12 protein-coding genes are annotated in these 12,735 nt (G+C 65.3%); 10 read left to right on the top strand and 2 right to left on the bottom strand.

Translation table 11 applies throughout. The features are described 5' to 3' along the window. The first annotated feature begins 203 nt into the window (after positions 1 to 203). Complete coding sequence (locus tag ACSLGO_RS13325; RefSeq protein WP_091605682.1) at positions 204 to 557, top strand: Rv2175c family DNA-binding protein; 354 nt, start codon at positions 204 to 206, stop codon at positions 555 to 557. A 7-nt stretch (positions 558 to 564) separates the two neighbouring features. Here ACSLGO_RS13325 and ACSLGO_RS13320 read toward each other — a convergent pair whose 3' ends face one another. After that, positions 565 to 1,638, bottom strand: coding sequence for a polyprenyl synthetase family protein (locus ACSLGO_RS13320; RefSeq protein WP_193313238.1), 1,074 nt, complete (start codon positions 1,636 to 1,638; stop codon positions 565 to 567). 71 nt (positions 1,639 to 1,709) lie between these two features. Continuing rightward, positions 1,710 to 2,225 carry a hypothetical protein gene (locus ACSLGO_RS13315; RefSeq protein ID WP_152274287.1) on the bottom strand — a complete coding sequence of 172 codons (516 nt, stop codon included), beginning with the start codon at positions 2,223 to 2,225 and terminating at the stop codon, positions 1,710 to 1,712. Between the two features lie 85 nt (positions 2,226 to 2,310). Between ACSLGO_RS13315 and dinB the strand changes: the two genes are divergently transcribed. The 9 genes from dinB (at position 2,311) to mraY (ending at position 12,733) form a co-directional block, all read left to right on the top strand. Continuing rightward, positions 2,311 to 3,534 (top strand): DNA polymerase IV, encoded by a 1,224-nt coding sequence (gene dinB, locus ACSLGO_RS13310; protein ID WP_436401277.1) that lies wholly within the window; start codon positions 2,311 to 2,313, stop codon positions 3,532 to 3,534. A 170-nt stretch (positions 3,535 to 3,704) separates the two neighbouring features. Continuing rightward, positions 3,705 to 4,085, top strand: coding sequence for a DUF3040 domain-containing protein (locus ACSLGO_RS13305; protein ID WP_091605675.1), 381 nt, complete (start codon positions 3,705 to 3,707; stop codon positions 4,083 to 4,085). Positions 4,086 to 4,374: 289 nt separating this feature from the next. After that, positions 4,375 to 4,806 carry a division/cell wall cluster transcriptional repressor MraZ gene (gene mraZ / locus ACSLGO_RS13300; protein WP_419242578.1) on the top strand — a complete coding sequence of 144 codons (432 nt, stop codon included), beginning with the start codon at positions 4,375 to 4,377 and terminating at the stop codon, positions 4,804 to 4,806. A gap of 195 nt (positions 4,807 to 5,001) precedes the next feature. Further along, the gene (gene rsmH / locus ACSLGO_RS13295; RefSeq protein WP_263128781.1) at positions 5,002 to 6,000 is read left to right on the top strand and encodes a 16S rRNA (cytosine(1402)-N(4))-methyltransferase RsmH; all 999 of its coding nucleotides are present in this window, start codon (positions 5,002 to 5,004) and stop codon (positions 5,998 to 6,000) included. Next, the gene (locus ACSLGO_RS13290) at positions 5,997 to 6,677 is read left to right on the top strand and encodes a hypothetical protein (protein ID WP_263128782.1); all 681 of its coding nucleotides are present in this window, start codon (positions 5,997 to 5,999) and stop codon (positions 6,675 to 6,677) included. Before rsmH ends, ACSLGO_RS13290 begins: the two co-directional genes overlap by 4 nt. Before the next feature lie 27 nt (positions 6,678 to 6,704). Further along, complete coding sequence (locus ACSLGO_RS13285; RefSeq protein ID WP_436401276.1) at positions 6,705 to 8,498, top strand: peptidoglycan D,D-transpeptidase FtsI family protein; 1,794 nt, start codon at positions 6,705 to 6,707, stop codon at positions 8,496 to 8,498. A 51-nt stretch (positions 8,499 to 8,549) separates the two neighbouring features. After that, positions 8,550 to 10,139: a UDP-N-acetylmuramoyl-L-alanyl-D-glutamate--2,6-diaminopimelate ligase gene (locus tag ACSLGO_RS13280; protein ID WP_152274583.1), complete on the top strand. Its 1,590-nt coding sequence runs from the start codon at positions 8,550 to 8,552 to the stop codon at positions 10,137 to 10,139. 6 nt (positions 10,140 to 10,145) lie between these two features. After that, on the top strand, positions 10,146 to 11,630 hold the full coding sequence (locus ACSLGO_RS13275; RefSeq protein ID WP_277664767.1) for a UDP-N-acetylmuramoyl-tripeptide--D-alanyl-D-alanine ligase: 1,485 nt from the start codon (positions 10,146 to 10,148) through the stop codon (positions 11,628 to 11,630). After that, positions 11,627 to 12,733, top strand: coding sequence for a phospho-N-acetylmuramoyl-pentapeptide-transferase (gene mraY / locus ACSLGO_RS13270; RefSeq protein WP_091605656.1), 1,107 nt, complete (start codon positions 11,627 to 11,629; stop codon positions 12,731 to 12,733). Before ACSLGO_RS13275 ends, mraY begins: the two co-directional genes overlap by 4 nt. Positions 12,734 to 12,735 lie beyond the last annotated feature (2 nt).

The following is a 12,735-nucleotide window of genomic DNA, read 5'->3' as shown; positions in this document are numbered from 1 at the left end:
CGGGGCGGCTTTGTGCCGCAGTCCGCGGGACAAAAAACAAGTAGTGATACGGGTGTTACGGGTGTGATTACTGTGACTAATGCGAATTTACACGAGAATTGCTGGATTGCGATACCCGCCGGCAAAACTTATCGGCCCATGCCGCAGGGGTGAAAGGGGCTCCGACTGGCCCGGATTGCTGCTGCCGTGGCAATCTTGGAAACGTGAATGAACTCGAGGAACTGGTTTCCGACTGGCTGACCCTGCCCGATGTGGCTGAACAACTAGACGTAACAATCAGCAAGGTGCACAGCCTGCTGGAAGAACGCGCGCTGCTGGCGGTGCGGCTCGGTGAGCGCAAGATCCGCAGCGTGCCTGCAGCCTTTATTAACGACGGCGCCATTTTGGACAGCCTGAAGGGGACTATTTCGGTCCTCGCTGATGCGGGTTTCTCCGATGAGGAAATGCTCCGCTGGCTCTTCACCGCGGATGACACCCTCCCCGGACGTCCCGTGGACGCACTGAAGGAAGGCCGGAAGACGGAGATCCGCCGCCGGGCGCAGGCCCTGGCGTGGTGAAAGTGCCCTAGGCAGTCCGGGTTACGGCCGCATGTGCCAGTAGCTCAAGCGCCGAGCGGGTCTGCTCATCCACAGCCAGAGAGGCGAGGGTGGTGAAGGCCTGCTCGGTGTGCTCGGCAATCAGTGCTTCCGTAGTAGCCAGCGCACCGCTTTCCTCGATGGCCGTCCGGAGGGACGCTACGGCGTCGTCATCCAGGTCCGGCCGGCCGAGATTGTCCGTGATTTCCTTCCGGACAGCCTCGGATCCGGTGCTCAGCGCATAGGCGATCAGCACCGTGCGCTTTCCTTCACGCAGGTCGTCCCCGGCAGGCTTCCCGGTCAGCTCCGGATCACCGAATACTCCCAGCACATCATCCCGCAGCTGGAACGCTTCACCCAGCGGCAGCGCGAACTGTGAGTACGCGGCCAGCAGCTCGTTCCCGGCGCCGGCCAGCGCCCCGCCTATGGCGAGGGGATGCTCAATGCTGTACTTCGCGGATTTGTACCGCAGGATGTTCCGGGCCCGCACAACCGCGCGTTCGGGCTCATGCCCGGGCCCAACCACTTCTTCGAGAATATCCAGGTACTGCCCGGCCATGACTTCAGTGCGCATGCGGTTGAAGAGGGCGCGTGCCCGGGTGTTGTAGGCAGCGCGTTCACCCACGGAGGTGAATGCCTCTTCACTCAGCGCAAGGCAGAGGTCGCCTGCGAGGATCGCTGCGGAGGAACCGAAGTGCTGTCCGTCCAGGAACCATTCGGCTTCGGCGTGCCGGTTGCTGAAGTGCCGGTGCACGCTGGGCGCGCCGCGGCGGGTGTCGGACCGGTCAATGATGTCGTCATGGATCAGCGCCGCACTCTGGAACAGTTCCAGCGCAACGCCGGCCCGGATTGCCGGAGCTCCCAGTGCGTCCCCGCCGGCGCCTCGCCAACCCCAGTAGTTCAGCAGCGCACGCAGGCGCTTGCCGCCTTTGGCCAGCGAGTGGACGGCGCCAAGCAGCGGAACCGATTCGCTGGACACGTCCTCCAGGACCTCGCGCTGGAAATCGAGGAACTGCTCCAGGTCAGCGGACAGGGCCTGGCGGTACGCGGCCTGTTCCTGCACCGCGTCCCCCGGTGCCTGTCCGGGTTCCGGGTTTGCTTCCCATGCGGCGGGTGCCTGGCTCACGGAGTGTCCTATCCTGCGGTTTCGGCGGTAGCGGGAAGCACGTTCGCCCCCACGGTGTAGACGGAGCTGCCGTTCCGGGTGACGACTGAGACGTTCACGGTTTCCGTCTCGGAGTCAGTAGTGCGGGCGAAGTCCTTGGCCGGTGTTGAATCCACCGCGTCGCCTTCAAGGGCAGTAAACCCGAGTTTCTCGAAGTGCGCCGTGTAGAAGGCAAGGATTTCCTCGGGGGCGGCGGGGGAGGAAGCCGTCATGGAGGCAGTAACGAGCTTGCCGTCAGATTCGTAACTGGAGGCGGTGGGCTCGGATCCTGCGAAGACGGGGATGAGGGCTTCGGGGAAACCTGGCGCGATGGCGGATGTAGGCGAGGGGGACGTCGTTGGGCTGGCCTCCGCGGCCGAGGACGAGGGGGATGCCGCCGAGGTGCTGGGGGACGCAGTGGTGTCGGGGGAAGTGGCGTCGGAACTGCAGCCGGCAACTGCGGCCAGGATGGCTGCGCTGCAGGCAACTGCGAGGAATTTCTTCATGGGGATCCGCATCGACGAAGGGTCAGGGCCTGCAATCCAGTCTAGGCGAGCGGAGGAGTGTCAGCTGGCTGCCTAGTATGGGGACGTGGGTACAGAAACGCAGGCGGCGGCCGAAAACCGGGACTGCACCATCATGCACGTGGACATGGATGCCTTCTATGTGGCCGTTGAGCTGCTCCGCCGTCCTGAACTGGTTGGCCGGCCGGTGATCGTCGGAGGCCTGGGAGGCAGGTCCGTTGTCCTTTCGGCATCCTATGAGGCCCGCCGCTTCGGGGTGCGGTCCGCCATGCCCATGGCCAACGCGCGCAGACTGTGTCCCCAGGCGGAGGTCCTGGAACCGCACCAGGGGGTGTATCGGCAGGTGTCGGCCCGGCTCATGGCCATCTTCGAATCCATAACGCCGCTGGTGGAGCCGCAGAGCGTGGACGAAGCCTTCCTGGATATCGCCGGCTCGATGCGCCGGCTGGGCCCGCCGCGGCAGATCGGTGAACTGGTCCGCAGCCGTGTGTCCCGGGAACTGGGGATTACTGCCAGCGTGGGTATCGCATCCACCAAGTTCGTCGCGAAGATTGCCTCGGCACGGTGCAAGCCCAATGGCCTGCTGCTGGTCCCGATGGAGGAGACCATCGGCTTCCTCCACACCCTGGACGTTTCCGCGCTCTGGGGGGTGGGCGCAAAAACCCGCGAAGCCCTTGCCCGGGTGGGCATCAATACTGTCTTTGATGTGGCCCATACGCCTCCCACCGTCCTGCAGCGCCTGCTCGGTGCCACCGGAAGGCACGTCTACGACCTGGCCTGGGGGCGGGATCCGCGCGCCGTCACTCCGGTACGCGTGGAGAAGAGCCTCGGCGCGGAGGAGACGTTCGCCCGGGACGTGGATGAAGATGAGGTGCTGGAGACGGAACTCCTGCGGCTGGCACACCGAACCGCTGCCCGGCTGCGGGCGGCAGGACTCCAAAGCCGTTCCGTGTCGCTCAAGCTTCGGTACGCCGACTTCTCAACGCTGACGCGTTCCCGCACGCTCACTGAACCGGTGGACAGTGCACAGCTTCTGTATGAGGCGGTGCGCGGACTGCTGGCCGGACTGGGCCGCCGGCCCATGAGCGTGCGGCTGATTGGCCTGCGGGCGGAGAAGCTCGAGACGGCCGACGGCGCTGCCCAGCAGCTGACGCTGGACGGCCGGGATGACAACTGGCGCTCTGCGGAGGACGCACTGGACCGCATCAACCGGCGGTTCGGGGAAGCCGGCATCATGCCGGCGCGCCTCCTGGGGCGGGAGCGGAACAAGCCCCCGGGCGGGCAAGGCTGAGCTTTAGCTGAGAGGAAGCCGCAGCGTCCGGCAGCCGCTTTCCCCGGACCCGTTTGCAAACTATCCTTAGAGCTAGTTGCAGATCAGCGTCGACACCTCCGCGGGAACAACCACCACGCCGGGTTCGTTGCTTGGATTACAGGGCACATTTGGACCGCAAGGAGACAGTAATGGCACTCTCAGAACACGAGCAGCGCTTGCTTGATCAGCTGGAGCAGCAATTACACGCTGAGGACCCGAAGTTTGCCAATTCAATGGCTTCCTCGGCCGGCCGAGGCATGTCTACCCGGCGGATTGTGCTGGGCGCACTCGTGGCAGTTGCCGGGATAGCAGTCCTGATCCTGGGTATCACCCTCGACAGTCCGTTCAACATCCTGGTGGGGATTGTTGGGTTTATGGTCATGGGTGCCGGGATGTACTACGCGACCACCAAGGGCAAGCAGGCTGAGACGCAGATTCCTGCGGGCCGCAAGGAGCGCGCCGCGGCTCCCCGTGGATTTATGTCCAACCTCGAGAACAAATGGGATGAGCGCAAGCGGGACCAGCCCTAGCGCCGCCAGCCCCACTTTCCTCCCCGGCACAGGCCCGGGAGGCCGAAAAGACCCGCAGCTGCGGGTCTTTTCCTTTTTAACCGCCGGTGGGCCCCTCGAAGAGCACTTTTCCCTCCACCGCACACCACGCCCCGCTTTCCCTTGCCCGCGTTGGGAACCACGGGCACGACGCGCCGGAAAACGTTATCGAATTGCGTTGACTGTGGAGGGAAGTGGAGTAAAGTGGGGGGCGTAAGAGGGTAGGGCAGTGCAGGAGGGGTGTAACTCCCATATCTGACAGGTGGTGGCGATGTTCCTCGGAACTCATTCGCCGCGCCTTGACGAGAAGGGCAGGCTCATCCTTCCCGCTAAGTTCCGTGACGAACTCGCCGAAGGGCTGGTGCTGACACGGGGCCAGGAACGCTGCATCTACGTCTTCAGCCAGAAGGAATTCGAGAAGGTCCACGAGCAGATGAGGCAGGCTCCACTGTCATCACGCCAGGCCCGTGACTACATTCGTGTGTTTCTGTCCGGAGCCTCTGACGAAATCCCGGATAAGCAGGGCCGCGTTACTATTCCGCCGGCACTGCGCTCGTATGCCGGGCTCGGACGTGAACTCGCCGTTATCGGCGCGGGCACCCGGGCCGAGATCTGGGACGCCACGGCATGGCAGGAATACCTGGAGGAACAGGAAAACGCGTTTTCGGAGACTGACGAAGACACGATGCCCGGCATCTTCTAGCCGTTGCACAGCAGGCAGTAAAGCAGTACCCAGAGGAATTCGACGCCGGACCCGGCGGGATCTTGAACGAGATCTCCAGCCGCCCCATGGAATTCACCTGGCTCACCTTCCCCGGAGCCAGGCGTACCGTGAGGCGCGGATGGGGATCTGGTCCAAGAACCCGCTGAACCGGACAGGCAGCGGAGGGAGAGACCAATGAACGAAGACCGTCCAACTGAGGACCGGCACGTACCCGTACTGCGGGACCGCTGCATCAACCTCCTGGCACCGGCCATCGAGGCAGCCGAGGCAGCCGGGCGCACCGCCGTCGTCGTGGACGCCACGCTTGGCATGGGCGGGCACACCGAAGCCATGCTCGAGCGCTTTCCGAAACTGCACGTCATCGGCATTGACCGTGACACGCAGGCGCTTGCCCTGGCGGGGGAGCGGCTGGCAGCCTTCGAGAACCGCACGGACCTGGTGCACGCCGTATACGACGAGATCGCAGACGTCGTCCAGGACCTCGGATTCGAAACCATCGATGGTGCGCTGTTCGACCTCGGCGTCTCCTCCATGCAGCTCGACGAGCGTGAGCGCGGCTTCGCATACTCCTACGACGCGCCGCTGGACATGCGCATGGATACCAGCCGCGGCCGCACTGCTGCCGAAATCGTCAACACCTATGACGAGGCCGAACTGGTTTCGATCATCCGCCGCTGGGGCGAGGAAAAGTTCGCCGGCCGCATCGCGTCCTCGATTGTCTCCACCCGTGCCGGCAAGCCGTTCACCACTACGGGCGAACTGGTCGAAGCCATCCGCGCAGTGGTTCCGGCAGCAGCGGCCCGCACCGGCGGCCACCCTGCAAAGCGCACCTTCCAGGCACTGCGCATCGAGGTCAACGAGGAACTCGACGTGCTGGAACGGGCCATTCCCTCCGCGCTTTCCGTGCTCGGTGTGGGCGGACGCATCGTCGTCATGTCCTACCACAGCCTGGAGGACAGGATCGTGAAGGATATCTTCGCAGCCGGCTCCCGTTCCTCGGCGCCCAAGGGCTTCCCGGTTGAGCTCGAGGAACACAAGGCGCAGCTCAAGCGGCTGACCAAGGGAACCGAAGTTCCCACCGAGCAGGAAATCGCAGAGAACCCGCGCGCGGCATCGGCCAAGCTGCGGGCAGTCGAACGGATTCGCGCAACCATGGATGGGGCACGTCGATGACTGAACGATCACCACGCCGGCCGCAGGTTCCGGTGCGGACAGCCCCGTCCGTGCAGGGCAACCTGGCACGTGCCCTGCCGCAGGAGGCGCCCCAGCAGCCAGCTCCGCGCCGCCGGACACCGCTGGCCCTGGTCCCCGCGGCAACCCGAAAGCGCCGGGTCCCTGCGGTGGCGCTGTGCTTCGCCGCGCTTGCCGCCGGCCTCGCAGCAGTCCTCGGCCTGAACATCTCTGTGTCCAGCGGCCAGTATGAGCTCGTCCAGCTGCAGAACCAGCGCACCCAGCTGATCCAGCAGAACGAGGCACTGACCCAGCAGGTGGAGCACAACCAGGCTCCCCAGGTCCTGGCCGGTGCCGCCGGCGAACTGGGCATGGTTGTTTCGCCTACGTTCGGTACGATCGACCTGCAGACCCTGGCGGTCACAGGGGATCCTGAGCCTGCCAAGGAAGGTGCGGGACCCGGAACACTGATTGAGCTGCCCCAGGTCCTGACCCAGCCGGTTACCCCGGCACAGCCTGCTGCCCCGGAACCGGCCGAAAACGCACGGGCCGCGCAGCAGCAGGACAGTGCTTCTACCGGTGCGGAACCGGAACCGGCTCCCGTTCCTGCCCCCGCACCGGCGGAAACCGATTTGAACGGCGGCACGATTCCGGCTCCCAGCCAGAGAAGCGGCCAGTAAACCAACCAGCACCGGCGAGGACACGTTGTGGCAAAAGCAGGACAGGCTCCGGCACCGGAGGACCACAGGGTAAACCTCGTGACCGGCAGGCTACGGGCCGGGATGATCATTGTGCTGGTGCTGCTCACCGTCCTGGGCGTCCGGCTGTTCCAGGTGCAGGCCGTGGATCCGGAAGGCATGGCGGAGGCAGCGGTGGCAAACCGGCTGGTGACCGTGAATGTGCCGGCACTGCGCGGGGGCATCCTGGACAACGAAGGCAACTACCTGGCACGCAGTGTGGAGCGCTTCGACATCGTTGTCGACCAGCGGCTCGCCGCTGCCTACGACGAGGATGAATACCAGCGCCGAAACTCCGAGGGTGACCTTGAAACCGTGACGTTCGACGCTGCGCTGAAGGAACTTTCCGCGGTCCTGGGCCAGGACACTGAGACTCTGCGCAGGTCGGTCCTGGGCGAAAAGGGTTTCAACTTCGTGGCAAAGACCGTGACCCCGGAAATCCGGGACAAGGTCCTGGCCGTCAAGTTCCCCGGCGTCTATGCCGACCGAACCACCCTCCGTACCTACCCCTCCGGGCCCGTGGCCGGATCCATCGTCGGTTTCCTCGGGACCGAGGGAGCCCAGGAAGGTCTGGAACTGACCCAGGACTCGATCCTGGCGGGTGAGGCCGGAAGCAAGACGTACGAGATTGGCGGAGACGGCATCCGCATTCCGTACGCCACCAACGAAGACGTGCCGGTTCAGGACGGCGATTCGATCCGGCTGACCATTGACCAGGACCTTCAGTGGTTCGCCCAGCAGACCATTGCGGACCAGGTCCAGGAGTACAGCGCGGACTGGGGCAACGTCGTCGTCGTGGAGGTGGAGACGGGCAACGTCCTTGCCATGGCGGAATCCACCACGGTGGACCCGAACAATCCCGGCGCCACGGAAGCGGATTCCCGCAAGGCCCGCTCGGTGACGGATTCCTTCGAGCCGGGCTCAACCACCAAGGTGATCACCATGGCGGCTGCCATCGAAGAGGGGATCATCACCCCCACCTCCCAGTTCCAGATCGACAACACCTACTCAATTGACGGGCAGACCTTCAAGGACGCCTTTGACCACGGCACGGTCCGGATGACGGCGTCCGGCGTGCTGGCCAAATCCATGAACACCGGAACAGTCATGGTTGGCCAGCAGCTCACTCCCCAGCAGCGCTACGACTGGCTGCGGAAGTTCGGCATCGGGACCGAGCTGGGAACGGGCCTCAACGGCGAGACGTCCGGCCTGCTCGCCACCCCGGATAACTGGGACACCCGCCAGCAGTACACCGTCCTCTTCGGCCAGGGCCTAACGCAGACGGCGCTGCACACCGCCATGGTTTTCCAGACCATCGCCAATGACGGGGTTCGGCTTCAACCGCGGCTGGTGGATGCCAGGATCGACGCCGACGGCGTCGAACACAGGGCTGAAAAGGACGGGGGCACCCGGGTTGTGTCCGAGAACACAGCCCTGGAAGTCCAGCACATGCTGGAGACCACCACGGTTGAGGGATCCGGCTCGTCGGGAGCACTCGAGAAGTATCGGGTCGGTTCCAAGACCGGTACCGCGGAGGCGCCGAGCCCCAACGGCGGGTATGACGGATACACCGTCTCCTATGCTGGTATTGCGCCCATGGATGATCCCAAGTACGTCGCCGTAGTGACCCTGCAGCGGCCCAAGGGAGACCTCTACTACATCGAACCCGGAAAGACCTTCCAGAAGGTCATGGAACAGGTCCTGACCACCAACAACGTAGCCCCCTCCGAAGGGGAGCCGGTTACGTACCCCATCGAGTACTAAAGCTGGAGCAGTGCAGTGCCACATAGCAACAATCAGCATGCCCAAAGCGGCATGCGCCCCGAACGGGTGCAGCCGGTCAGCCTGGCCCGCGCTGCGGCATCGCTCCCCGAAGGCTCTCCGGCCATCACGCCGGCGCCCGGAACCGCCGCAGGCGCATGGGACGTCGAGGTCACGGGCATAAGCATCAACTCCGCGCAGGTCCTTCCCGGGGACCTCTACCTGGCCCTGCCGGGAGCGCGGCACCACGGGGCCGGATTCGCGGCCGGTGCCGAGGCTGCCGGTGCGGCCGCTGTCCTGACCGACGCGGCCGGGCTGGACCAGCTTCCGGAGACCGCCCTGCCGGTGTTCCTGACAGCGGATGTCCGGCGGCTGGTGGGGCCGCTTTCTGCCGCGGTTTTCAACAGCCAGCCGCAGGACGGCAGCGCCCCGCTGCTCTTCGGCGTCACCGGAACCAACGGCAAGACCACCACCACGTACTTCATCACCTCGCTGCTGAAGGCCCTTGGCCGCACCACGGGGCTGATTGGCACCATAGAGATCCTGGCCGGAGCGGAAGCGATTCCCAGTGTCCTGACCACTCCCGAATCACCGCAGGTCCACGGCCTGCTGGCCCTGATGCGCGAGCGTGCCCTGGACGCGGCCGCCATGGAAGTCTCCTCCCATGCGATTTCCTACCGGCGGGTGGACGGGGTGGTCTTCGACGTCGCGGGCTTCACCAACCTCACGCAGGACCACCTGGACCTGCACGGATCCATGGAGGAGTACTTTGCCGCCAAGGCAGAGCTGTTCCGGGCGGACCGCAGCCGGCGTGCCGTGGTTACTGTGGACGAGGAATGGGGGCGCCGGATGGCGGAAGCCGCGGGAACCCGCGGCGTTACGCTGTCCACCTCGGGTGCAGCTTCCGACGCCGACTGGCAGGTCCGTTCCGTGCAGCGGGAAGGGCTCGGCCACAGCTTCGAGCTCCACGGCCCTCAGGGCACGCCCCTCCGGGTGCGGACCGGCCTGCCGGGTACCTTCAACGTGTCCAACGCGGCCCTGGCCCTGGCCATGGTCCTCGAATCGGGTGCCGACCCCGCTGCCGTGCAGGACGCACTGGACCGGCAGGACCCCTTCACGGTCGAAGTGCCGGGGCGGATGCAGCTGGTCTGTGAGGCTCCGGCGGCAATCGTTGACTTTGCCCACAACCCCGACGCGCTGCAGCGCACCCTCGAGTCCGTCCGCCGGCCGGAGGGTCGGGTCATCGTCGTCTTCGGCGCCACGGGAGAGCGGGACCAGACCAAACGCCCCCTCATGGGGGAGATCGCGGCGCGCCTGGCCGACGTCGTTATTGTCACTGACGACGACCCGCACGACGAGGACGAGGCCGCCATCCGTGCCGATGTGCTCCGCGGTGCCCGAAGCGCCGCAGGGCAGGACGGGCACGGCCCGCTGGTGCTCGAAGAAGCCCCGCGTGCAGCCGCAATTTACCGCGCCGTTGAACTGGCCGGCCCGGGGGACACGATCCTCGTGGCCGGGCGCGGACACGAGGTGTGGCAGGAGGTCAAGGGAGTCAACCATGCCCTTGATGACCGGGTTGAACTTCGCACTGCGCTGGCCAAGGCCGGATTCACAGTGCCTACTTACGACGGGGTAGAGTCCTAAATCGTCATGATTGAACTTAATGCAGCCGAAATTGCGGCAATTACGGGCGGCGAGCTGGTGGGGGCAGCAGCATCAGACCCGTCCATTCCAGTGACGTCGGCCACCACCGACTCCCGCGAAGCCGGCCCGGCGGCCCTGTTCATTGCCAAGCCGGGCGAGTTTTCCGACGGGCATCTGTTCGTGGAACGGGCCTTTGAAGCCGGCGCCGCACTGGCCCTGACCGAGCGCCCGGTGACCGGCGCGGACGGCACGGTATTCCCCGGCATCGTGGTTCCGGACGCTGTTGCCGCCATGGGACAGATGGCCGCGGAAATAGTTCGCCGGCTCCGCGCGGACGGCCCGCTGACCGTTATCGGCATCACCGGCTCGGCCGGTAAGACAACCACCAAAGACCTGCTTGCAGGGCTGCTGGGAACACACGGGAACACCGTGGCTCCGGTCGGTTCCTACAACGGCGAGGTCGGAGTCCCGCTGACCATCTTCAACGCCGGATACGGCACCCGCTACCTCGTGGTCGAGATGGGAGCCACCGGAATCGGGCACATCACGTACCTGGCGGACATGGTGCGCCCGGACATCGGCGTCGTCCTTTGCGTTGGCACCGCCCACGCCGGAGAATTCGGCGGCGTGGAGAACATTGCCCGTGCCAAGGGCGAAATGGTCGAAGCGCTGTCCCCGGAGGGCACTGCCGTACTCAACGGAGACGACATCCGCGTCGCCGCCATGGACAAGCGCACCACGGCGAAGGTGCTTTCCTTCACGTCCTCCACCGATGAACTGCCGGGCAACCACGCCACGCTGCGCGCCGTCGATGCCCGCACGGACGGGCAGGGGCGGCCGGTATTCACCCTTGAGTTCCCAACCGGGGAACGCCACCGGGTCGAATCGGGCCTGATCGGTGCCCACCACACGGCGAACCTGCTGGCCGCCGCCGGTGCCGCCTTTGCCGCCGGAATCTCCCCGGCGGATATCGCCGCGGGACTCTCCGGACAGAAGGCCGCGAGCCGCTGGCGCATGGAACGCACCGACCGCGCCGACGGCGTCACCGTCATCAACGACGCCTACAACGCCAACCCTGAATCAATGCGTGCTGCGCTGCGGACCCTGGCCGAGCTCGGCAGGGGACGGCGCACCTGGGCCGTGCTCGGCGAAATGCTTGAGCTCGGTGACGACGCAGTCACCGAGCATGACGCCATTGGCCGCTACGTGGTCCGCCTGAATATCTCCAAGCTCATTGTGGTGGGAACGGGAACCCGCGCCCTCCACACCGGAGCCGTGATGGAGGGGTCCTGGGGAGACGAATCGACCTTCGTCCAGACCCCCGAAGAGGCCGAGGCAATCCTTGAGTCCTCCCTCGAACCCGGGGACATTGTCCTGTTCAAATCTTCCAACGGTGCCGGTCTGCGGTTCCTTGGTGATCGGATCGCCTTGAATACCCCTACAGCAGCAGGCAGCACCCAGGACGAGCCCAACCGGGGTGAGGCACTGTGATCTCCCTCCTGATCGGTTGCCTGCTCGGGCTGGTCCTGGCGCTTGTCCTGACCCCGCTGTTCATCCGTTTCCTGGTCAGGAAGGGCTACGGGCAGTTTGTCCGTGACGACGGCCCGACGTCGCACCACACCAAGCGCGGTACGCCCACCATGGGCGGCGCCGTGATCGTGGCGTCCGTCGTGGCTTCCTACTTCATTACCCACCTGATCTCCTACGCGATCAACCCCACCACGTTTGGTCCGTCCGCGTCCGGGCTGCTCGTGCTGTTCCTGATGGTCGGCATGGGATTCGTGGGCTTCATCGACGACTACACCAAGATCTCGCGGCAGCGGTCGCTTGGCCTGAACGCCAAGGCCAAGATCATCCTGCAGGCGATCGTGGGCATCGTGTTCGCCATCCTCGCCCTGCAGTTCCCGAACCACGCAGGTCTGACCCCGGCGTCGACCAACGTCTCCTTCGTCCGGGACACCGCAATTGACCTCGCCTTTGCCGGCACGATCATCGGCGCGATCCTGTTCATCCTCTGGTCCAGCGTGATCATCACCGCCGCGACCAATGGCGTGAACCTGGCTGACGGCCTTGACGGCCTGGCCGCCGGTGCCTCCATCCTGGTGTTCGGTGCGTACTTCCTGATCGGCATCTGGCAGTTCAACCAGTCCTGCCTGGCCAACCCGGGCGAGACCGGGGTCTGCTACGAAGTGCGCGACCCCATGGACCTTGCCCTGCTGGCCGGCGCAATGGCCGGTGCGCTGGTGGGCTTCCTGTGGTGGAACACGTCCCCGGCCAAGATCTTCATGGGGGACACCGGTTCCCTGGCCATCGGCGGCGCCATCGCGGCCTTCGCGATCCTCTCCCGCACCGAACTGCTGCTGGTCCTCCTGGCCGGACTGTTCGTGATCATCTCCGCATCGGTCATCATCCAGGTGGGCTACTTCAAGCTCAGCGGCGGCAAGCGCGTGTTCAAGATGGCGCCCCTGCAGCACCACTTCGAACTCAAGGGCTGGGCAGAAGTCACCGTGGTGGTCCGCTTCTGGATCATCGGCGGGCTCTGCGTCGCCCTTGCCCTGGGACTCTTCTACGCTGATTGGGTGGCCGGACAGTGAGC

It is taken from the genome of Arthrobacter sp. IK3, from assembly GCF_051337705.1.
GTDB lineage: Bacteria > Actinomycetota > Actinomycetes > Actinomycetales > Micrococcaceae > Arthrobacter_B > Arthrobacter_B koreensis.
Note: the sequence above shows the minus strand (reverse complement) of the source record. Positions and strands in the feature narration are given on the sequence as shown.